Origin of the sequence: Fulvimarina thalattae (assembly GCF_040239565.1) — a bacterium.
GTDB lineage: Bacteria > Pseudomonadota > Alphaproteobacteria > Rhizobiales > Rhizobiaceae > Fulvimarina.
Genome location: NZ_JBEHWS010000011.1, coordinates 1 through 21,426, shown reverse-complemented (window position 1 = coordinate 21,426; position 21,426 = coordinate 1). Strand labels below are relative to the sequence as shown.

Below are 21,426 nucleotides of genomic sequence, written 5' to 3'. Positions count from 1 at the left end.
AGCGCCGGCTTTTTACTCTGCTGCGGCGCTCTTCGCCTTCTCCGCTTTGCCCGCAGGCTTCACGCCTTCTATCAATAGGAGACCGGCGATCGCGGCGGCGCCGATGAGGTCGGTGATCAGGCCCGGATAGATGAGTGCGAGCGCGCCCGCGAGCGCCATCAGGCGCAGCCAGATCGGGAGCGGGCGGCGGAAATAGCCTTCGGCCGCGACAGCCAGCAGAAGGACGCCGCAGATGCTCGTCACCAGCACCCAGAGGATGTTCGCGACCGTCGCGTCGATCATCAGCATGGCGTGGGAGAAGACGAACATATAGGGCACGATGAAGCCCGCGAGTGCGAGCTTCATGGCCTGCGCGCCGGTTGCGTTCGGGTCGCCTCCGGAGATGCCGGCCCCTGCATACGCGGCAAGCGCCACCGGCGGTGTCAGATTTGCGAAGATGCCGAAATAGAAGACGAACATGTGAGCGACGAAGATCGCGGTATCAGTCGATCCCGCCAGCTCCTGAAAGAGCGGCAGGTTGAGAAGGATCGGCGCGGCCATCGTGGACGTGATGATGTAGGTGGGGATCGAGGGCAACCCCATGCCGAGGACGATGGAGGCGATCATCGTCAAGAACAGCGTCGCTAGAAGCTGGAGCGTATCGTAGGGGATGGCGCTGCCGAGCTCGACCACGGCATCTGCCGCTTCCAGCGCGATGCCGGTGAGGGTCGCGACGCCGACGATGATGCCGACCGCGCCGCAGGCGACCGCGACGGGAATCGAGGAGCGCACGCCGTCTTCCATCGCATCGCGAAGGCTTTCGAAATCCATGGTTTCGAGAATGGGGCCGATCCGCCGGCGCGCGATGTTGACGAGGATTGGGACCACCATCATCGCTACGAGAAGCCAGCGGCTCGCCCGGAAGTTGGGCATCTGATAGCCCGAGATGATCGCCATGATCTGGGGTTCGAGGATGAGAAGTCCCGAAAGCACGGCGGTGAAAATGACGACCGGCAGGGTGCCGCAGACGAGCACCGTCGCCGCGATCGACCAGAAGGCGGCGTAGAACGGGGCGTAGCCTTCGAAGAGCAGCCAGAGCAGGACGACCATGGGCACCAGCAGATGACCGCGCTCGGCCATCACCTGTTTCACCGGCGTCAGCTGCGAGCGCGGAATGCCTTCGAGTTCGTTGCGCAGGGCCCGGAGATGCACCTGCGCGAGAACGCCGAGATAGTAGAGAAGCGCCGGGATGATGCCTGCTAGGATGATCTGGGTATAGGGGACCGACAGGACCTCGGCCATGATGAAGGCGGCCGCGCCCATGATGGGCGGCAGGATCTGCCCGCCGACGCTGGCAGAAGCCTCCACAGCGCCGGCGAAGTTCGGCTTGTAGCCGGTCTTTTTCATGAGCGGGATCGTGAACGCACCCGTGGTGACGACATTGGCGATCGCCGAGCCGTTGATCGAACCGAGAAAGCCCGACGCGATCACAGCGACCTTGGCCGGCCCACCCTTGGAATGGCCCGCGACGGCGAGCGCCAGATCGTTGAAGAGCTGGCCGAGGCCGGACTTGCCGAGGAACGCGCCGAACAGGATGAAGAGGATGATATAGCTTGCCGAAACCCCGATCGCCGTGCCGAGCAAGCCCTCGGTGATGTAGACGAGATGGGCGATGACCTGCTTGAAGGTGGCAAGGATGATCGCCTCGTTCAGCTGGTTGTAGAAGGAGAGCTTGGCGTAAAATCCATAGGCGAGAAAAATTACGCAGAGGATCGTCAGCCCCCAGCCGGTGACACGGCGCGAGGCGTCGATCACGAGGAGGATGGCGACCATACCGATGACCGCGTCCGTCATGGTAATGCGCCCGCCAGAGGCGATGATCCGATCCGCCACCACCAACATGTAGACGAGGATCGCAAAGGCTGCGGCGGCGGTAATCCAGTCGTAGACAGGCAGCCTGTCCCGCGCGCCGGCAGTGGTCAGCGGGTAGAGAATGAAGGTGAGGCCGAGCAGCGTGTAGAGATGGATCGATCGCTGAGCGACATCGACCAGCGGGCCCGACACCGAGGTGTAAAGGTGAAAGGCTGCGAGGAGAACGCAGAGCACCGTGACGACGAGCGCGATCGGCTTCGGCAGCGAGTGCCGGAACGCACTCTCGCGGTCGTACTTCTCAAGCGTTTCGCGATCGACGGCTGACTCTTCGCTCGGATTGCCTTCCGCACCCTGCCGTTCGGCCGTACTCCGCACCATCGTTGAATTCTCCTCCTGCCCGTGGACGAGCTTAGCCCTCGGTGTGCCATCGTGCAAAGCATGGGCGATTTATGTGGAAATGTGGTACTAGGTGTCATAGATTGCGAGGCGGCTTGGGACGCTCACTTTGTCGCCCTGCAGTCGGATTGGTTCGAGCAGGCTTCGAGCGAGGGTCTTTGGGTTGAGGGTCTTCAAGACCGCGGAATTCGCTCGGCTTGCGAAAAAGGCGAAGGTCGATGATCGGGAGCTGATCCGGGCCGCGGTCGCGCTCCGCGAGGGGACGATCGATGCCGATCTTGGAGCCCATCTCGTCAAGCAACGGGTCTCGGCGCAAAGCGGTCGCAAGAATGCGCATCGGGCGATTGTCGTATTCGTGGTGGGAAGTCACGTCCTGTTTCTTCATCTCTTCGCGAAGAACAGGCAGGCAAATCTCTCAGAAAGCGAGCTCGATCTTTATCGCGAACTTGCAGGAGAGATCGCCAAGCTCGACGAGAGCCATGTGACAAGGCTCGTGGACAGAAATGCATGGATCGAGGTGACGGATGACCAAGCCGAACAAGACCTACCGAAGTGATGCCCTGCGTTCGGCGCATCTCGCCATGTCCGATCTCCACGCGGTGGGTGCCGTCGACAAGCAGACGATGCGGCGCTTCGATGCTGCTTGTCTGACGACGGTTCGCCCGTTCGATGCCGCCGAAATCCGGCAGCTTCGGGAAGCGTCCGAGATGAGCCAGGCCGTGTTCGCTAAGGTTTTGAACGTCAGCACGTCGGCCCTGTCGCAATGGGAGCAGGGGGAGAAGAAGCCGAGTGGACCATCCCTGAAGCTTCTATCGCTCATCCATGCCAAGGGCGTCGATGCCGTTTTGTGAGCGGTCTCGACCATCCACCTCGAAGGTCAGCACATGTGGCTTGCCGTCCGGCGTCAGGTCGAAGCTCTCATCTTTCCAGCGCATCCGGTAGTTCTGCTTCGGAGTCGCCAGCACTGCAAGCGGATCGACGGTGCGGTCGATGCCGTCCATCACCACCCAGCCATCCTCGATACGTGTGGTTTCGGCACCCTCGGAGGGCACGCCCGCGCCATAGGTCTTGAAGCGGGTCGAGTGGATTTCGATCGCGCCCGTCTCGGTGATGCGGAAGGTCTCTTCCCAGGCTTCGCGCTCTACCGAATGCTCCCATGAGAGTGTGAAGCGGTCGCCCGGCTTGGCGGGGAAACGGTGGAGTTCGCTCTCGTTTTCCGCGACCACCAGCGAGAATGGGAGCGCGTCTTCGGCAACGGCAAGCGCGGAGACGAACAAGACCATCGCGGCAGTGAGAGCCGCCGCGATGGTCTTGCTGATAGTGTCCAGCCGCGCCATGGAGCGCGATTCTGTCGGCGTTACTGCGTGGCAGCCTCGCCGCTCTCGGCTTCCTGCGGGGCAGCTTCTTCGCCCGAACCGCCAGAGCCGGAATCGTAGAAGCTCTGCGCGCCCGGATGGACAGGGGCGACCAGACCTTCGTCCATCGTCGCCGGATCGAACTGGGTGAGGGCGCTCACCGAGACCGATCCGGACTGGATATAGTCGCTGAAGCGCTTGGCGAGTTCGCCGGCGAGAGCCTCGTCCATGGAGCCCGGGACCACAAGCATGTTGCGGATCGCGACCGTCTGGATGGCGTTGTCGAGGCCATAGGCCGCGTCGTCGTTCGCCGGGATCTCGTAGTTGATGTAGAACGGGTAGCTTTCGAGCAGCTTGGAGGCGATGTCGCCTTCCACCGGCACGAAGGTGACATCCGAGGACTGCATCAGCCCGGTTATCGAGGAGTTCGGCACGCCGGAGGTGAAGAACGCGGCGTCGAGGGTGCCGTTGTTCATCTCGGTCACGCTGTCGGCATAGCCGGTGTGGGTCACACGCGCCATGTCGTCATAGGTGAGGCCGGCGGCCTCCAGCACTTTCTGGGCGCTCTGTTCGACGCCCGAGCCGACCTTGCCGACGCCGATGCGCTTGCCTTCGAGATCAGCGACCGACGTGATTCCGCTATCGCCCGTCGCAACGATCTGGACGACGTTCGGATAAAGCCCGGCGATCGCCTTGAGGTCGACTGGATTGCCCTCGAACTGGCCCTTGCCCTCGACCGCGTCATAGGCGACGTCGCTCATGACGATCGCAATCTGGTTGAGGCCGTCCTGAATATTTTGAATGTTGGCGACGGACGCTCCGGTGGAGACCACCTGCACGTCGCCGACCTGATCGGATTCCTCGAAGACGCCCTTCAACGCGCCGCCGATCGGATAGTAGCTGCCCGACGTGCCGCCGGTGCCGAAGATGAGGTTCTGTTCCTGCGCGCTCGCCTGTGTCGAAAGCCCGGCGAAGCCGCCGAATGCGAGTGCCGCGGCTAGCGCGATCGGAGTGGTCCGTTTCGTCATGATAGAGGTTTCCTCCCTGAAACCGTTTTCGTTTTCGATACCGAGAAGCAGGATACCGCAGGGCTGCCGGGAAGCAATGCCGGGCGCCGTTTTCGCCGGTTGCGCTTGGCTCGCTCCGAGCGGGTAGCTGTTCTCGAACGGTCGGCGAGCGCGTCGTCTGGAATTTAGCGCCGAGGCCCACAGGTGGTCGAAGGACTGACGCAAGGACCAAGCCATGGATATCGTCTTTTCGGAAACGCAGCTCGTTCACCGGCCGCAGCAATACGGCGTTCACGGCCGACTGGTGACGCCGCTTGAAAACCCGAACCGGGCCGAGACGTTGTTGGAACGGCTGACTGGTATGGGCCTAGCTCATCGCCCGCCCGAGGACGTCGGTATCGAGGCGATCACAGAAGTGCATGCCGGGCATTATGTCGAGTATCTGCGCGGCGCCTGGAGCCGTTTTCAGTCCCTGAAGAATGCGGGACCCGAGGTGCTGCCCAATGTTCATCCCTACCATGCAGGCGCTTCGGCCCTCGGGCCACGACCGGCGCCGCGGACGACCGGCATTCTCGGCCAGACGGGATGGTATATCGGTGATCTCTCCTGCGCGATGGGCGAGCGCACCTTCGAGGCGATTTATGCTTCGGCCATGACCGCCGCGACGGCGGCGGATGGCGTGCTTGGCGGTGCGCCCGCCGCCTATGCCCTCTGCCGCCCACCGGGTCACCATGCCTATCCGGATCGGGCCAACGGCTTCTGCTTCTTCAACAACGCTGCGATCGCGGCCCAGTGGCTTCGATCGAAATACGAGAAGGTCGCGATCATCGATTTCGACACCCATCATGGCGATGGAACGCAGGCGATCTTTTACGATCGCAGCGACGTCTTCGTCGGCTCGGTCCACACCGATACGACCGAATATTATCCGTTCTTCTTCGGCTATGCCGACGAGATGGGGCGCGGGGAAGGTGAGGGCTGTAATCTCAACATCCCGCTCGCCTTCCAGGCCGGCGACGATGCGATCATCGCAGGCGTCGAGCGCCTGATTGAAGCAGCGGCGAAGTTCGGCGTGGAAGCGCTTGTTATCTCCGCAGGCTGGGACGCGCACAAAGACGACCCGCTTTCCCGGCTTTCGGTGACTGAAGTGGCTTATTCAAAGATCGGGGAGCTGATCGGCGGCACGAACCTGCCGACGGTCATCGTGCAGGAGGGTGGCTATTCGCTGGCGGCCGTGGCGGAGTGCGCGCCACGGTTTATGGAGGCATTCGGTCGGTAGGGTTTTAACCCGCGACCTCACCCATTCCGGCCGAACCGAAGATCCTTCTCGATCGAGAACGGGGCGCCGAGGCGGACCTTGTAGATCTGGTAGTTCTCCATGATGCGCTGGACGTAGGAGCGGGTCTCGCCGAACGGAATGCGTTCAACCCAGTCCACCACTTCGTCGAGCGACTTGCCGCGGGGGTCGCCGAAGCGTTCGATCCATTCCTTGGCCCTGCGTGGGCCGGCGTTGTAGGCCGCGAAGGTGAGAACGTAGGAGCCGCCAAAATCGGCGATCTGCTCGCCAAGGAAGCGCGCGCCGAGGGTGGCGTTATAGCCCGGATCGGAGAGAAGCCGGCCCTCGGAATAAGGCAGGCCCAGCCGGCCGGCGACGCTGCGCGCCGTGCGGGGCATCAGCTGGAGAAGCCCCAGCGCACCGGCGCCCGAACGGGCCTTCGGGTTGAAGGCGCTTTCCTGCCGCGCGATCGAATAGGCGAGAGCCTTGCCGGCCGCCGAGATGTTGGCGTTCGCCGGGATGACCCCGATCGGATAGGCGAGCGCCGGGGCGTCGACGCCGCGATAGCTGGCCAGCTTGCCGACGGTGAGCGACAGATTGTGGTTGCCGCGCCGTTCGGCCATGACCGCGAGGAGTGCGAGTTCGCCGGGGCTATCGAGCTCGCGTGCGAGGTCGCGATAGAGGATGTCGGCGCGCCAATCCGAACCGATCTGCTCCAGCCGGTTGATCGCCTGAACGGCTTCGCGGGAAGCGAAGCGCTGGCGCTCGGAATTGGTGGGGTTCGGATAGGCGATCTGGCCGGGAGAACGACCTAGTTTCGCAAGCGCCAGCTGGCCGTAATAGGTGGTCGAGTGGCGTGCGGCCTGGGAATAATAGTTAGAAGCATTGCCGCCCCCGCCGGCTTCCGCTGCGCGGCCCAGCCAATAATAGCCGCGCCCAAGCGAGATCGGCTTGGAGGAGACCTTCAGGATCTTCTCGAAGTGCTGGTGAGCGGTGCGCGGGTCCCTGAGGAAGCGGAGCGCGATCCAGCCGGCATGAAATTCGGCTTCGGCGCGTTCGACATCGTCTTGCGCCGAGTGCCCGGCTACGATCTGGTAGGCAAGCCTCGGATTGCCGACATCGAGGAGATCGCGCGCGACGATGCGGCGCTCGTTCCACCATGCATCCCCATTGATGAGGACTCGCGGATCGCGCGGCGCATTGAGGAGAATTTGTGCCGCGTCCTGAAGCCGGTCGTGCTTGCGATAGTGCTCGACAAGGGCGAGCTGATAGCTCGTCGCGCGCTGGTCGGCCGGCACCTGAGCAAGCAGCGTGCCCGCATTGCGTTCGCCGCGAAGAGCTGCAGCCCAGGCGCGGAAGAGGCTTGTTGCCTCGGCAAGATTGCGCACGCGGTCAGCGTCGGAGATACGGTCGCGATAGAGCAGCATCGCCATCCGGTGGCGGTGATCGTCACGCGTCAGCAGGGAGGCAAAATTGGAGAGGACTTCGCGCTCGGTGCCCTGGTCCAGAACCTCGTTATGCCAGAGGTTTTGGATGACGGCTCTCGCCTGGCCAGCCTGATTGCTCTGCTGATAGGCGCGGGCAAGGGCCATCGCGCCTTCCGGCGTTTCGGGCTTGCTGCCGGCAAAGGCGCGCAGCACCTGCGAGGCCGGCTGCTTCTCCCGCCACAGCGCCTTTTCGCTGTTTTCGCGAAGGGTCGTCATGCCAGGCCAGTTGGCAAGTTCGCTCGCCGCCGCCGCGATCTCGTAGGAGGGCACGTCATTGCGGCCCGACAGCGCGATCGCCCAGGTAAGGATCTTGCGGTCGAGCGAGCCTTGGCGCAGCCCTTCGCGGATGCGGCGGGCCTTGGTCTCATCGCGGTCTGAAAGCGCCTGCAGGCCTTCCTTCAACTCGCCGCGCATCGGCGCGAGCTGGCCTTGTCGTGCACCAGTCGCTGCAAGTGACGCGGCAAAGGCTCCAGCGGAGGAGGGCAGCGAGGGCGCGGCTGTCCGGTTCATCAGCGGGTTCGCAGGCGCGGTCACCTCGCGCCCGAAACGCCAGGGATCGACTGCTTCGTTCGAGCCACGCAGCGAGCTGGCCGCCGCCTGCGTCGAACCCGTTGTGATACGATCGGTCTTGCCCGGCCGATCCAGCGGAATCGGGATTGACTGCGAGGAGGCCGAGGTCGTGCTCACGGCGAGCAGCGAAGCGACGAGGAGAAGGCGTGGGGACCGGATGGTGAAGGTCATGCGGGTCGAGCGATCCTGATGGGTTTCGCGTATTTGGCCGTGCTCCTCGTTTTTCGGCTTCATCGAGGAATCCATTGAGCGCAGCACGGCCTTGTTATGGTTGCAAAACTTCTCACGAACGGACTTAAGACTCGGTTACGGTCCTTTGGAGACCTGCGACCCGATGCCGTTCAACTGTTCGCGAGGGCTGCTCGTGCCTGCCGATGAGGCAGGGCTGCCCATTTTCGCGCTTGTATTTTGAGCCCGAAGCGTTTCCACTTGCCGATGAGACGCGCTTAAGACACGACGAACGGAGCAGGGCGATGGCGCTCAAGACGTCCGTGGCGGGGCAGACCTGGAGCTTTGCCGATCTGAGGACCTTGCTTGCCAAGGCCTCGCCGGAGCGATCCGGCGATCATCTGGCCGAGATCGCGGCGGAAAGCGCGCTGGAGCGCGTGGCGGCCCAGCACTGCCTCGCCGACATGCCGCTCAAGGTCTTCGCCGGGCTCGAACTGATGCCCGAGGTGGACGACTGGGTATCCGACCTCATCGCCAGCCAGCAAGACGAGCTCGCCTTTCGCCGCGTCTCCTCGCTGACCGTCGGCGAATTGCGCGAGCATCTTCTCGCCGCCGAGCCGGTGGAGCTGGAACGGCTCACCTATGCGCTGACGCCGGAAATGGTGTCGGCGGTCTCCAAGCTCATGCGAAATCAGGATCTCATTGCCATCGCCGCGCGGCGCAAGGTGGTGAAGAAATTCCGGTCGACTGTCGGGCTGCCCGGCCGGCTCTCGGCCCGCAACCAACCGAACGATCCGACGGACGATAGCTTCGGCATCGCCGCGAGCCTGGTCGACGGACTCGTGATGGGCTCGGGCGATGCGGTGCTCGGCGTCAATCCGGCGACCGACAGCGTGGAGGACTATACCCGCGTCTGCCGCATCCTCGACGATGTGCGCTCACGCTACGAAATCCCCACCCAAACCTGCTGCCTGGGCCATGTGACGACCGCGATCGAGGCGATCGAGGCGGGTGCGCCCGTCGATCTCGTCTTCCAGTCGATCGGCGGTTCGGCCAAGACCAATTCCTCCTTCGGCGTGTCGCTGGAAGTGTTGCGGGAGGCCCAGGACGCCGCAAAGAGCCTGAAGCGCGGCACGATCGGCGAGGATTGCTTCTACTTCGAGACAGGGCAGGGATCGGCGTTGTCGGCGAGCGGCCATCACGGCGTCGACCAGCAGACCATGGAGGTGCGGACCTACGCCATCGCAAGGGCTTTCGACTGCCTGCTCGTCAACACGGTCGTTGGCTTCATCGGTCCGGAATATCTCTTCGACGGACGGCAGATCATCCGGGCCGGGCTGGAGGACCATTTCTGCGGCAAGCTCCTTGGCCTGCCGATGGGCGTCGACGTCTGCTACACCAACCATGCGGAGGCCGACCAGAACGACATGGACGTTCTGTTGACGCTGCTTGCTGCCGCGGGGGTGAACTTCGTCATCACCGTGCCCGGGGCCGACGACATCATGCTCAACTATCAGAGCCTGTCGCACCACGATCTCGCCTACGCCCGCGAGACCATGGGGCTGAAGGCCGCGCCGGAATTCCTCGACTGGATGGTGCGCCAGGGCATGATGGACGAGACCGGTATTTTGATGCCCGCCCCGCAAGCCCTTGAAGAGGCGATCGACGGCGTCGAAAAGCTGTTGGAGGCCTCATGAGCGACGAGATCGACAGGAGCGATGCTCCGCCACCGGCGATCGTCGCCTCGCCGGACAAGCTGTCGAAGCTCAAGGGCCGCACGGATGCGCGCATTGCGCTTGGTCGCGCGCGCTCCGGCCTGCCGACGCGGCCGCAGCTGAAGTTCGCGCTTGACCACGCCATGGCGCGGGATGCGGTCCACTCCGAACTCGATCTCGAAAGCCTGAAGGCGTCCTTCGAAGAGCTTGGCTTCGAGCCTATGACGGTATCGAGCCAGACCGGCGACCGGACGAATTATCTCGCCCGGCCCGATCTCGGCAAACAGCTGGACGTGGACGATAGGCACGAACTCGAAACCGAGGCCGGCGGCGATCTCGCAATCGTCGTTGCCGATGGTCTCTCCGCAACCGCCGTCAATCTCAACGCGGGCAAGACGGTCGAGGCACTCCAGACGGTCTGCGATCTCGAAATGCGCCTCGTCATCGCCACCGGTGCGCGGGTGGCGCTCGGCGACAAGATCGCGCTGGCGCTGAACTGCGAGAACGTCCTCGTCCTCATCGGCGAACGCCCGGGCCTCTCGGCAGCGGATTCTCTCGGAGCCTATTTCACCCACAAGCCACGTGAGGACACCGAAGACGCTGAACGCTTCTGCGTCTCCAACATCCGCGACGGCGGCCTCAAACCCCAGGATGCAGCCCGCAAGATCGCCGATCTGATCCAGAAGGCCCGGGACCGTGGCTATTCCGGAGTGACGAAGAGGGACGGGACGAAGCAGATCGAGGACTGACAGCAACCAACGCCATCGCCGCCCGGCATGGCCGGACGAGCCGGCCCAGATGCAAGGAGCGACCAGCATGGCGAACGAGACCGACACATCCGGGTCCGGCAAGGACTATTTTTCAGAACGCCAGCTGAAGCGCGGGGCGGCCGGCTGGTTGCTTCTCGTCGGTCTGGGCGTTGCCTATGTCGTCTCCGGCGATTTCGCCGGCTGGAACTTCGGCCTTCAATATGGCGGTTGGGGCGGACTTCTCATCGCGACGCTTTTGATGGCGACGATGTATGTCTGCATGTGCTTTTCGCTTGCCGAGCTGGCGACCATCGCGCCGACAGCCGGCGGAGGCTATGGCTTTGCGCGACGGGCCTTCGGGCCGTGGGGCGGGTTTTTGTGCGGCGTCGCAATCCTCATTGAATATGCAATCGCGCCTGCAGCCATCGCCGTGTTTATCGGCTCCTATTGCGGCTCGCTCTTCGGCATCGATGGCTGGCCGGTTTATCTCGCCTTCTACGCGATCTTCCTGGGCATCCACATCTATGGGGCGGGCGAAGCGCTGCGGCTGATCTTCGTGATCACGGCGCTTGCGGTTCTGGCGCTCATCGTCTTCGTCGTCGCGATGATTCCCTATTTCGACGTCGACAATCTCTTCGACATAGCAGCGACCGACGCCGTCGGCGCGAGCGTATTCCTGCCGTTCGGCTATGTCGGGATATGGGCGGCAATCCCTTATGGCATCTGGTTTTTCCTTGCGATCGAGGGCGTGCCGCTGGCTGCCGAGGAGACAGCCGATCCGGAGCGCGATCTGCCGCGCGGACTGATTGGCGGCATCTCGGTCCTTCTTCTCACGGCGGGGCTTATCCTGGTCTTCGGCGCAGGCGGTGCCGGCTCGTCGGTGCTGCAGGATAGCGGCAACCCTCTGGTGGCCGCCCTCGAAGCGCCCAATGCGTATGGCGAGCCGACACTCGTTTCGCGCTTCGTCAACTTCGTCGGCCTCGCAGGGCTGATCGCAAGCTTCTTCTCGATCATCTACGGCTATTCGCGGCTGGTGTTCGCCATGTCGCGCGCAGGCTATCTGCCGAAGGTGCTCTCGCTGACGAACAAGCGCCAGTCGCCCTATCTCGCTCTCATCATCCCCGGCATCGTCGGCTTCGTGCTCTCGCTCACGGGTCAGGGCGACCTGCTCATACTCGTCGCCGTCTTTGGCGCGACGATCTCCTACGTCATGATGATGGCCTCGCACATCAAGCTGAGGATGTCGGAGCCGGAGCTGAAGCGCCCCTATCGCACTCCGGGTGGCATCGTGACCTCGGGCATCGCGCTGGTTCTCGCGCTCATCGCGACGATCGCCGGCCTCCTGGTCGATCCGCGCGCGGTGCTGGGAGCTGCGATCGTCTACGCCCTCTTCATCGCCTATTTCGCCTTCTACAGCCGACACCAGCTGGTGGAGGGTGCTCCGGGGGAGAGTTGACGAGGCTTCTTTCGGGCAACGGATTTACGTCGACTCCAGAAACAAGGCGCTCCCCGTTGGCATTTGGCCTCATGTCGGTGTATCCGCGTGCGACATAGAAAGCGGCTAGGAAAAAGCCGCACGGGGCTGTTGGTTTCGAATGAAATGCGGCCTCGCGGGGAGATTTGAGAGGCCACCATGTTCAAGGGTTCGATGCCGGCGACGATTACGCCGTTCACCGAAGAGGGCGCGTTCGATGCGGCGGGGTTCGCCGAATTCGTCGAATGGCAGATCGCGGAGGGCTCGTCTGGCCTCGTGCCGGTGGGCACGACCGGCGAGACGCCGACGCTCAGCCATGACGAGCACAAGGAGGTCGTCGAGCTCTGCATCCGCACTACCAAGGGCAGGGTGCCGGTGATTGCGGGCGCTGGATCGAACAACACGGCCGAGGCGATCGAGCTTGCGACCTTTGCAGAACAGGCGGGCGCGGACGGGGTTCTCGTCGTCACTCCTTACTACAACAAGCCGAACCAGCGCGGGCTCTATGCCCATTTCTCGGCGGTTGCGAAAGCGGTCTCGATCCCGATCATCATCTACAACATCCCCGGCCGATCGATCATAGACATGACGCCGGAGACGATGGCGCGGCTCTCGAACGACTTCTCCAACATCGTCGGCGTGAAGGATGCGACGGCGAAGATGGACCGGGTTTCCGAGCAGCGTCAGCTCTGCGGCAACGACTTCGTCCAGCTTTCCGGCGAAGACGTGACCGCGCTCGGCTTCAACGCCCATGGCGGGGTTGGGTGCATCTCGGTTACGGCCAATGTCGCGCCGAAATTGTGCGCGGAGTTCCAGGCGGCCTGCGCGGCCGGCGACTTCGCCAAGGCGCTTTCCTATCAGGACAAGCTCGCCCCGCTGCACAAGGCGCTCTTCATCGAGCCGAGCCCGGCGGGCGTGAAGTATGCGCTTTCGAAGATCGGCAAGTGCCGGAACGTGATGCGCTCGCCCATGGTGCCGGTATCTGACGAGACGGCGGAAATCCTCGACGCGGCGCTCCGCCATGCCGGCCTTCTCGATTGAAACCGCGCCGCTTGCGACCAATCTTGATTATATGACGCATTGAAAGGGGCCGATCGCCCCTTTCGCTTTCTCCGGGCGAGGCATGGCAAAGAAGAAGAAATCCTCAGGCAGCAATGTCGCCGCGGAGAACCGCAAGGCGCGCTTCAACTATGCGATCATCGACACGCTCGAGGCCGGTCTTCAGCTGACCGGAACCGAAGTGAAGTCGCTGCGCGGCGGCAAGGCCTCGATCGCGGAAGCCTATGCTACGGAGGAAGAGGGCGAGCTCTGGCTGATCAATTCCAACCTGCCGGAATATCTTCAGGCCAACCGCTTCAATCACAATCCCAAGCGCCGGCGGAAGCTGCTGGTTCATCGCGCCCAGTTGAATAGGCTGGCGGGAGCCGTCCAGCGCGATGGTATGACCCTCGTCCCGCTCAAGATCTATTTCAACGAGCGCGGTACGGCCAAGCTCGAACTGGCACTCGCCAAGGGCAAGAACGCGCCCGACAAGCGCCAGACGATCAAGGAACGCGAGTGGAACCGCCAGAAGCAGCGGCTGATGAAGGACGTCTAAGGCAGAGCCTCAGACCGGGTGCCGCTCCGGCCCACGTGTGACCGCCAGAATCGCGAGACCCGCCAGGAAGAAAAAGACGATGGCGCTCATGCCGATGCGCGAGGCTGTCACAGGATCGGTGAGGCCCGCCGCGAGCGCGGTCAGCCCGGCGACCGAGGCCGGTGCGAGGAAGCTCGTCGCGCGGCCGATCAGAGCATAAAAGCCGAAATAGCGGCCGGCCTCGTCCGCAGTCACGCTTTCGGCGAGCCAGGCTCGCGAGGAGGCCTGAACGGGGCCGAAGGCGAGTCCCACCAGCAGACCCCAGACGATGTAGGCCTTCTCGGCGCCGTTCGCGAAAAGACCCGTCGCCTCGGTATCGGCAAAGGTGAAGAGGCCGAACGCTGTCGTCGTCGGACTGGTCGAGACGAGGCCGATGCTGGCGATGGCGAGCGCCGCGACCGAGAGCACGACGAGCCTCTTCGAGCCGAGCCTTGTCGCAAGCGTGCCCGCGAAGATACAGCCGGGGATCGCCGTCAGGTTGAGGATCACGCCGAAGACGCCGATTTCGATGATCGACCAGCCGAACATGCCGGCCGCGAAGGCGCCGCCCAGCACGAGAAGCGCGTTGACGCCGTCCTGGTAGAGCATGCGCGCGATGAGGAATTTGAGGAGTTCGATCCGCTCCCGGATTTCCCGCGCCGTCGCCATCAGGTCGCCGAGACCTTCCCGGACCGCCTTGGAAATCGATTCCTTGCGCGGGCGATCGGGCGTCAGCAGGAAGAGCGGCGTCAGGAAGACGAGATACCAGAGCGCAGCCAGTGGCCCCGTCGCCCGCGCGCCTTCGCCTTCCATCGGATCGAGGCCGAAGAGCGGTTCGAGACCGAAGAGGGTGAGGCCCGTTTCCTGGGCGCCTGCGAGAAAGCCGAGCGCGAAGACGAGAAAGACGATGCCGCCGGCGTAACCGAGCCCCCAGGCGGCGTTTGAAACCCGGCCGATCTTTTCCTTTTTCACGAGGCGCGGCAGCATCGCGTCGTTGAAGACGATCGAGAACTCGGCGGATATCTGCGCGATGACGATGAGCGCTGCGGCGAGAAACAGCGAAGAGCCGGGCGAGGCGACGAACCAGATCCCGATCAGCGCTGCGATCTTGAGGCTGGAAAAGCCTGCAATCCAGGGTTTTCGCGGGCCGGACCGATCGGCAATGGAGCCGAGAAGCGGCGAGAGAAGCGCGACGGTGATGCCGGCGATCGTTGCGGCGAGGCTCCAGGCGGTCTGCCCGGTCGCGGGGTCGGTGGCGAGTTGCGAGACGAAATACGGCCCGAAGACGAATGTGATGACAACGGTGAAGAAGGGCTGGGCCGCGAAATCGAAGGACATCCAGCCCCAGACCGCGGGCTTCTTCAGCGGTGCGCCATAGGGCGGGGCGTCTTCGACGAGGGCCAAGTGAGAACTCCGGATGGCGGGTTTCAGGCCTGTCTAGCCGATCCGGTTGCCGAAAGCAGCGGCTCTTTTGTTATCCGACGAAGCTCGCTCATTTGCCGATGCAGAATTCGGAAAAGATCACGTCGAGAAGGTCCTCGACGCCGACCGCGCCGGTAAGGGCGCCAAGGCGCGTCGAGGCCCGCCGCAAGGTCTCGGCAGCGATTTCGTCGGGGGCATCGCGATCCTTGAGGAATTCGTCGAGGATGCGAACCGTGTCGTCGAGGAGCTCGCGCTGCCTGACGCGCAGCGGAACGGCCGAGGCCGGATCTCCGGCGGCTTCGCGCGCACGCTCCGCGATGGCTTCTATGAGGGCGGATAGACCCGTACCGGTCTTCGCCGAGATCGCGAAGTCGTAACCGCCTTCTTCCAGGTGCTGGCCGTGCCCGGGCTCATCCTTGTCGCTTGCGAGGTCCACCTTGGTGCGGACGGTGAGGATATCGCGTTGGGACACATCCTCTTCCCCTTCGCCCTCGTCGTCCAGCGCCTGGCCGACCGGACCGAGCGAGGGTTTAACGTAGGAAAGAAGGCCTTTCAGACGCGAGAGCGGACCCTGCGCATCGCGCGGGTCTTCCAAAGCCAGAACGAGATCGGCTTCGTTCATCGCCGCACGGGCGCGGCCGACGCCGATGGCTTCCACCTCGTCCTTCGTTTCGCGAATGCCGGCGGTATCTGACAGGACAACGGGAACGCCCGAGAGATCGAGGGTGACGGAAATCACGTCCCGCGTCGTGCCGGGAACGTCAGTGACAATCGCGGCGTCCCGTTCGGCGAGGGCATTCAACAGGCTCGACTTGCCTGCATTCGGCGCGCCGACGATCGCGACCTTATAGCCGGAGCGCAGGATTTCGCCGCGCCCGGCTTTTTGCAGATGGTTGTAAAGATCGTCGCGGATGGCGCTTACGGCCTCGCGGACGCCGGCACCGGCATCATCGCCGACATCCCCTTCGTCTGCGAAGTCGAAACCGGCTTCCACCATGGCACGCGCCTGTGTGAGCCGCTTCATCCAGCCTTCATAGACCGCGCTCAAAGCGCCGCCTGCCTGATCGAAGGCGGCCCGTCGCTGGCCTTCGGTTTCGGCGGCGAGAAGGTCTGCCAGTCCCTCGGCTTCGGTCAGGTCCATCCGTCCGTTCTCGAAGGCCCGGCGCGTGAATTCACCGGCTTCGGCGAGCCGCACATCGTCGATCGCTGTTGCCGCCTGAAGAAAGGCCGAGACGACGGCACGCCCGCCATGCAGATGAAATTCCGCGATGTCCTCGCCGGTGGCCGTCTTCGGGCCTTCGAAGAAGAGCGCGATGCCGGTGTCGATCGGCACGCCGTCCGCCGAGCGGAAGGTTCGGAGGCTCGCACGGCGATCCTTCGGCAGCGCACCGGCGAGCGACGTCATCACCACGCTTGCCTTCGCCCCGCTCACACGAACCACCGCGACGCCGGAAGGCAGCGCGCCGGAAGAGAGGGCAGCGATTGTGTCGGAATGCATGATGGGCAGCTCGCGGCTTGGCAGGTCGGCGTGAAGTGTCGTCGTTCCTTGCGACAGAACCAGCTTGCGGAAGCGGGTGCAAGCACCGATCGCAGCAGCGGAAGCGCTCAGCCGAGCCGTTCCTCAATGAATCGGATCAGCCGAAACGGTCGGTAACCGCTTGCCAGCACACGAAATCTTATTCGCGTGCACCCCTCGACAAAGCGTCGAAGCTTGGCAGGTTCTTCCCGTGAGGGACAATCCAAAAGGCTGGGCCAACCAGCGCCCCGACAGGAGCATTTCATGGCGCAGACAGATCTATCCTGGACCGTCCCGGTCATGCGGGCGGGCTACGCGGGCCGCGGCATCACCTATCTCGCGGTTGCGGGCTTCTCGCTGTTCGCCATCTGGCACGGCGGGCAGGCACAAGGGACGAAGTCGGCGCTTGGCCAGCTGGAGGATTCGACCTGGGGATCGGTGGTTCTCTTCCTGATCTTCATCGGCATGCTGTCTTATGCGGCCTGGCGCATCATCGCCGCCTTCTACGATCTCGAATGCCGTGGAGACGACACCAAGGGTCTTGGTGCAAGGGCCGGCATGATCATCACCGGCATCCTCCACCTCGGTCTCGGCTTCTTTGCCTTTTCCCTGCTGTTTATGGGCTCCTCCGGGTCCGGTGGAGGTTCGACCACGGGTAAGGTCGTGCGGTGGGTGCTAGAGCTCCCTGGCGGGCGATGGATTGTCATGGCGGTCGGCGCGGGCGTCTTCGGTGCAGGCGTCTACTACATGTACAAGGGCTGGGCCGGGAAATACCGCAAGCATCTGCGGGCCAATCCGGTCACGCTGAACTTCAATTCGGTGCTCAAGGCCGGACTGATCGCGCAGGGGATCGTTATCTGCATTGTCGGCATATTGTTCATCAATGCTGGCTGGACGTTCAATCCCGAAGAGGCAGGCGGAACCGGCAAGGCCTTTTCCTGGCTCACCGGGCAGGCTTACGGGCGTGTCATCGTCGGCGCGATCTGCATCGGGCTGCTTGGCTTCGCGCTGTTCTGCTTCGTCAATGCACGCTACCGGATCGTGCCGCGGGTTGCTGGCGACGACGTCGAGACGATGGCGGCCAAGCTGAAGGCCAAGGCCGAAGGACGAGCGTGAATGCAGCGTCGCCGGATCACTTTCGCCGCCGTGTCGGTGCGTGGAAGTCCGGCGGCTTGTTCGCGATGAACCTGAGGAATTTCGCTATTTCCGGCTGCTCTGCGAGCGAGACGTCGTCATCGATCATCCGGGCGAGTTCATGATTGGCGAAAGTCGCGTGGATCGTCCGGTGACAGATCGGATGAACCGAGACGGTTTCTCGCCCGCCACGGCTTTTCGGTCTCGGATGATGCCATTCGATACGCCGGCCGAGCGGCCGACCACATAGCCAACAGGCTTTCACCTCGTCGCCACGCGGTGGCGGTGGCCCCTCGATCCGGCGTTTGCGTCCCATATCAGCGGAGATATGCGGCACGGTCGAGCACGCCAGTGGCCGCTTGCCGCGCCCCGACCATGAATGATGGAGGAATCTCAGGCGCTCCTTGGAACGGGTAAAGCGCACGATCGCCCACGAGCTGGAATCATCCATGACCCTATGGCAGGATCGAAATGAACCTGAAGCAAGGAAGGATCGATGACCTTTGCTGCTGACCGATAGCTTCTCGCGACCATAGCAGCGAAAAGCCCTTCCGCGATTATCTCAAGCCCATCCTGGAGACCTTCGACATGAAAGCCACCGCCAGCGCATTCTTCGCAAGCGTTCTCGCCTGTTCGATCTCGTCTGGTGCGGCACTCGCTGCCGACTGGGATATGCCGACACCCTATCCGGACAAAACCTTCCACACGGTCAACATCTCCGAGTTCGCAAAAGAGGTCGAGGAAGCGACCGACGGCGAATTGAGTATCACCGTTCATTCGGCGGGATCACTGATCAAGCATCCGGAGATCAAGAACGCGGTTCGCGGGCAGCAGGTGCCGATCGGGGAGTTCTTTATGTCGACACTCTCCAACGAGAATGCAGCTTATGGCGTCGACTCCGAGCCCTTCCTTGCGACGAGCTATGACGATGCCGCCCGGCTTTGGGAGGCTCAGAAGCCTGTGATCACAGAGCTTCTCGCCGAGCAAAACCTCGTTCCCCTGTTTTCGGTGCCATGGCCTCCACAGGGCCTTTACACCGAGAACGAGATCGGACGCGTCTCCGATCTCAATGGCCTGAAATTCCGCGCCTACAATGCCGCGCTCGAAAAGTTCGCGACGCTGGCTGGCGCGGCGCCGACCCAGGTTGAGGCTCCCGATATCCCGCAGGCCTTTTCGACGGGACAGGTCGAGGCGATGATCACGTCGCCCTCGACGGGCGCCAATTCGGCCGCTTGGGATTACGTTTCTCATTACACGCCGATCAACGCCTGGGTGCCGAAGAATATCGTCGTCGTGAACAAGGCTGCGTTCGACGGGCTCGACGCCAAAACGCAGGAAGCCGTCATGAATGCCGCCTCAGCTGCCGAGGAACGTGGCTGGGAGATGAGCAAGGCCGAAACGGAGGAGAAGACAGACGAGCTCCAATCCAACGGTATGACGATCGTCGAGCCGAGCGATGAGCTGCTCGCCGGTTTGAAGGAGATCGGGGCGACGATGCAGGAGGAATGGCAGGCCTCGGCTTCCGAGGAAGCCAAGGCTATCGTCGAAGCCTATCAGAACTGACGTAATACTATGCGCTCGGCCATGACGGCACTTCGGCCGAGCGCACCGTTAGAAGAGGTGAGTGGATGAGAGACCTGCTCGATGGCCTCTATCGGCTCGCCGGCGGCTTGGCCGCCGGCCTCATCGCGTTCATCTGCCTGATCGTGAGTGCGCAGGTCGTTTTAAACATCGTCACACGCCTCGGCGGGACCGCTGTCAGCTACACGATCCCATCCTATGCAGACTTCGCGGGCTACTGTCTGGCGGCGTCCTCGTTTCTCGCGCTCGCCTACACGTTCACGCGGGACGGCCATATCCGCGTGATGCTCGTTCTTGATCGGCTTCCCGGCCGCGCGGCTCGTCTCGCGGCCGAATTGTTCGCCCTTCTCGCATGCGGCGCGGCGACGCTTTTCGCCACCTATTACATTGCCCTGTTGACTGCGCAGTCCTACCGCTTCGGCGACAAGTCGACAGGTATCGTCGCGATCCCGCTCTGGATTCCTCAAAGCGTCGTCCTTCTTGGTCTCGCCATCCTTTCGATCGCGCTTCTCGACTCTCTCGTACAAACCCTGCGGACCGGACGACCGGCAATCGAACCGCAGCAACACATCGAGTAGCCCATGGCCGAAATACCCGTCGTCGCCGGTCTTCTCATCGCTCTCATCGCGATGCTCGCGGCCGGTGTCTGGGTGGCGTTCGCCCTGATGATCACGGGCATGCTGTCGATGCTGTTGCTGGCCTCGGCGCCGATCGGCCCGATCCTTGCGACGACGCTCTGGGGGCACAGCCATTCCTGGGCTTTGGCGGCGCTCCCGATGTTCATTCTGATGGGAGAAATCCTGCTTCGCTCGCGCCTGTCCGAGGATATGTTTTCCGGCCTCGCACCCTGGCTCGGACGGCTGCCAGGTCGGCTGATCCACGTCAATATCTTCGGCTGCGCGATCTTTGCCGCCGTCTCCGGTTCGTCGGCTGCGACGGCGGCCACGATCGGCAAGATGTCTATCCCGGAATTGAAGGGGCGGGGCTATTCCGAGACGATGGTGCTCGGCACCCTCGCTGGTTCGGCGACACTCGGTCTCCTCATTCCGCCCTCCATCATCCTGATCGTCTACGGCGTTGCCACGGAGCAATCGATCGCTCGGCTTTTCATTGCCGGCATCCTGCCGGGCTTGATGCTGATCGGTCTCTTCGCGGTCTATGTCATGACGGTCGCGCTCATCAGGCCTCATGCCTTTCCTGCCACCGAAGAGTCGTTTTCGCTTCGGCAGAAATTGTCTGCCGCGAAACGGCTCTTGCCCGTTCTCGGGCTCATTCTCGGAGTAATCGGCTCCATCTACACGGGCGTCGCTTCGCCGACTGATGCTGCGGCCGTTGGCGTCGTGCTGTCGGTCGGCCTTGCCTGGTGGAGTGGTTCGCTTTCGCTCGCCATGCTGAAGGAAGCGCTGATGGGCGCGACGATTACCTCCTGCATGATTGCATTCATTCTTGCCGGCGCGGGCTTCCTCTCCGTTGCGATGGGCTTCACCGGCATTCCGCGCAACCTCGCCGGCTGGATCGGGTCGTTCGAACTCTCGTCTTATGCCCTGCTCGCGGCCCTGACGGTTTTCTTCATCGTACTCGGCTGCTTTCTGGACGGCATTTCGGTGGTCGTTCTGACAACCGCGATCATCATGCCGATGGTCGAAAGTGTCGGTATCGATCCCCTGTGGTTCGGCATCTACCTCGTCATTGTCGTCGAGATGTCCCAGATCACGCCGCCGGTGGGTTTCAACCTCTTCGTCATCCAGGGACTGACCGGGATCGATATCCTGAAGATCGCGATCGCCGCGCTTCCGTTCTTCCTGATCCTGCTATTCGCGGTTCTCCTGATTGTCGCGTTTCCCTCGATCGCAACCTATCTGCCGAGCCTGATGAACAGCTAACCGCCCCGATCGGGGGACGGTGGATTCCAGCATGAAGTGCAACGTGATCATGAGAAGCGGATTTGGACGTCTTTGCCAAGTTCTTTGAGCATGGCTTGGAGAGTCGTGACGAAGCCGAGGCATTTTCTCGGTGTCGTATTGATCGAGACGAGGACGTCCTGAATGTCGGCTTCGGTGAGGGTGTCGAGATCGAGTGACCGCGGCAGCCATCGTCGCAATCGGCCGTT

At 63.0% G+C, this 21,426-nt stretch carries 19 protein-coding genes and 1 pseudogene; 12 read left to right on the top strand and 8 right to left on the bottom strand.

The window, feature by feature from the left end; translation table 11 throughout:
* Positions 1-12: 12 nt before the first annotated feature.
* A complete protein-coding gene (locus ABRA89_RS14065) occupies positions 13-2,229 on the bottom strand; it encodes a TRAP transporter permease (protein WP_349942131.1) in 2,217 nt (738 codons plus the stop codon).
* A gap of 181 nt (positions 2,230-2,410) precedes the next feature.
* Here ABRA89_RS14065 and ABRA89_RS14060 point away from each other — a divergent pair, with 181 nt between their 5' ends.
* Together ABRA89_RS14060 and ABRA89_RS14055 are read left to right on the top strand one after the other, a co-directional pair.
* Positions 2,411-2,803, top strand: coding sequence for a type II toxin-antitoxin system RelE/ParE family toxin (locus tag ABRA89_RS14060; protein WP_349942130.1), 393 nt, complete (start codon positions 2,411-2,413; stop codon positions 2,801-2,803).
* Entirely contained in the window at positions 2,772-3,098 is a 327-nt protein-coding gene (locus tag ABRA89_RS14055; protein ID WP_349942129.1) for a helix-turn-helix domain-containing protein, read from the top strand. Before ABRA89_RS14060 ends, ABRA89_RS14055 begins: the two co-directional genes overlap by 32 nt.
* Here ABRA89_RS14055 and ABRA89_RS14050 read toward each other — a convergent pair.
* Complete coding sequence (locus ABRA89_RS14050) at positions 3,057-3,584, bottom strand: DUF1850 domain-containing protein (protein ID WP_349942128.1); 528 nt, start codon at positions 3,582-3,584, stop codon at positions 3,057-3,059. The genes ABRA89_RS14055 and ABRA89_RS14050 overlap by 42 nt on opposite strands.
* A gap of 20 nt (positions 3,585-3,604) precedes the next feature.
* Complete coding sequence (locus tag ABRA89_RS14045; protein WP_349942127.1) at positions 3,605-4,630, bottom strand: TAXI family TRAP transporter solute-binding subunit; 1,026 nt, start codon at positions 4,628-4,630, stop codon at positions 3,605-3,607.
* Between the two features lie 214 nt (positions 4,631-4,844).
* Between ABRA89_RS14045 and ABRA89_RS14040 the strand changes: the two genes are divergently transcribed.
* Positions 4,845-5,888, top strand: a complete 1,044-nt coding sequence (locus ABRA89_RS14040; protein WP_349942126.1) for a histone deacetylase family protein — start codon at positions 4,845-4,847, stop codon at positions 5,886-5,888.
* 17 nt (positions 5,889-5,905) lie between these two features.
* Here the strand turns inward: ABRA89_RS14040 and ABRA89_RS14035 are convergent, their stop codons facing one another.
* A complete protein-coding gene (locus ABRA89_RS14035; RefSeq protein ID WP_349942125.1) occupies positions 5,906-8,176 on the bottom strand; it encodes a lytic transglycosylase domain-containing protein in 2,271 nt (756 codons plus the stop codon).
* 239 nt (positions 8,177-8,415) lie between these two features.
* On the opposite strand from ABRA89_RS14035, the gene ABRA89_RS14030 reads away from it, so the two are divergent.
* From ABRA89_RS14030 to smpB, 5 genes are all read left to right on the top strand, one after another.
* Positions 8,416-9,807, top strand: a complete 1,392-nt coding sequence (locus ABRA89_RS14030; RefSeq protein WP_349942124.1) for an ethanolamine ammonia-lyase subunit EutB — start codon at positions 8,416-8,418, stop codon at positions 9,805-9,807.
* On the top strand, positions 9,804-10,574 hold the full coding sequence (gene eutC, locus ABRA89_RS14025) for an ethanolamine ammonia-lyase subunit EutC (RefSeq protein ID WP_349942123.1): 771 nt from the start codon (positions 9,804-9,806) through the stop codon (positions 10,572-10,574). The genes ABRA89_RS14030 and eutC overlap by 4 nt, the downstream gene beginning before the upstream one ends.
* Positions 10,575-10,641: 67 nt before the next feature.
* Complete coding sequence (gene eat / locus ABRA89_RS14020; RefSeq protein ID WP_349942122.1) at positions 10,642-12,030, top strand: ethanolamine permease; 1,389 nt, start codon at positions 10,642-10,644, stop codon at positions 12,028-12,030.
* 177 nt (positions 12,031-12,207) lie between these two features.
* Positions 12,208-13,089 (top strand): 4-hydroxy-tetrahydrodipicolinate synthase, encoded by an 882-nt coding sequence (gene dapA / locus ABRA89_RS14015; protein WP_349942121.1) that lies wholly within the window; start codon positions 12,208-12,210, stop codon positions 13,087-13,089.
* 82 nt (positions 13,090-13,171) lie between these two features.
* Entirely contained in the window at positions 13,172-13,645 is a 474-nt protein-coding gene (smpB, locus tag ABRA89_RS14010; RefSeq protein ID WP_349942120.1) for an SsrA-binding protein SmpB, read from the top strand.
* Positions 13,646-13,654: 9 nt separating this feature from the next.
* Here smpB and ABRA89_RS14005 read toward each other — a convergent pair whose 3' ends face one another.
* Together ABRA89_RS14005 and mnmE are read right to left on the bottom strand one after the other, a co-directional pair.
* Complete coding sequence (locus ABRA89_RS14005; protein WP_349942119.1) at positions 13,655-15,067, bottom strand: MFS transporter; 1,413 nt, start codon at positions 15,065-15,067, stop codon at positions 13,655-13,657.
* Positions 15,068-15,155: 88 nt separating this feature from the next.
* Positions 15,156-16,583, bottom strand: coding sequence for a tRNA uridine-5-carboxymethylaminomethyl(34) synthesis GTPase MnmE (gene mnmE / locus ABRA89_RS14000; protein WP_463671300.1), 1,428 nt, complete (start codon positions 16,581-16,583; stop codon positions 15,156-15,158).
* 282 nt (positions 16,584-16,865) lie between these two features.
* Here mnmE and ABRA89_RS13995 point away from each other — a divergent pair, with 282 nt between their 5' ends.
* Positions 16,866-17,717, top strand: coding sequence for a DUF1206 domain-containing protein (locus ABRA89_RS13995; protein WP_349942118.1), 852 nt, complete (start codon positions 16,866-16,868; stop codon positions 17,715-17,717).
* Positions 17,718-17,733: 16 nt separating this feature from the next.
* Here the strand turns inward: ABRA89_RS13995 and ABRA89_RS13990 are convergent, their stop codons facing one another.
* Positions 17,734-18,186, bottom strand: coding sequence for a hypothetical protein (locus tag ABRA89_RS13990; protein ID WP_349942117.1), 453 nt, complete (start codon positions 18,184-18,186; stop codon positions 17,734-17,736).
* A 137-nt stretch (positions 18,187-18,323) separates the two neighbouring features.
* Between ABRA89_RS13990 and ABRA89_RS13985 the strand changes: the two genes are divergently transcribed.
* From ABRA89_RS13985 to ABRA89_RS13975, 3 genes are all read left to right on the top strand, one after another.
* Positions 18,324-19,298, top strand: a complete 975-nt coding sequence (locus ABRA89_RS13985; protein WP_349942116.1) for a TRAP transporter substrate-binding protein — start codon at positions 18,324-18,326, stop codon at positions 19,296-19,298.
* A 65-nt stretch (positions 19,299-19,363) separates the two neighbouring features.
* Positions 19,364-19,894, top strand: coding sequence for a TRAP transporter small permease (locus tag ABRA89_RS13980; protein WP_349942115.1), 531 nt, complete (start codon positions 19,364-19,366; stop codon positions 19,892-19,894).
* Positions 19,895-19,897: 3 nt separating this feature from the next.
* Positions 19,898-21,199: a TRAP transporter large permease gene (locus tag ABRA89_RS13975; protein WP_349942114.1), complete on the top strand. Its 1,302-nt coding sequence runs from the start codon at positions 19,898-19,900 to the stop codon at positions 21,197-21,199.
* Between the two features lie 47 nt (positions 21,200-21,246).
* Here the strand turns inward: ABRA89_RS13975 and ABRA89_RS13970 are convergent.
* A pseudogene (locus ABRA89_RS13970) lies at positions 21,247-21,426 on the bottom strand (IS30 family transposase); the annotation flags it as partial.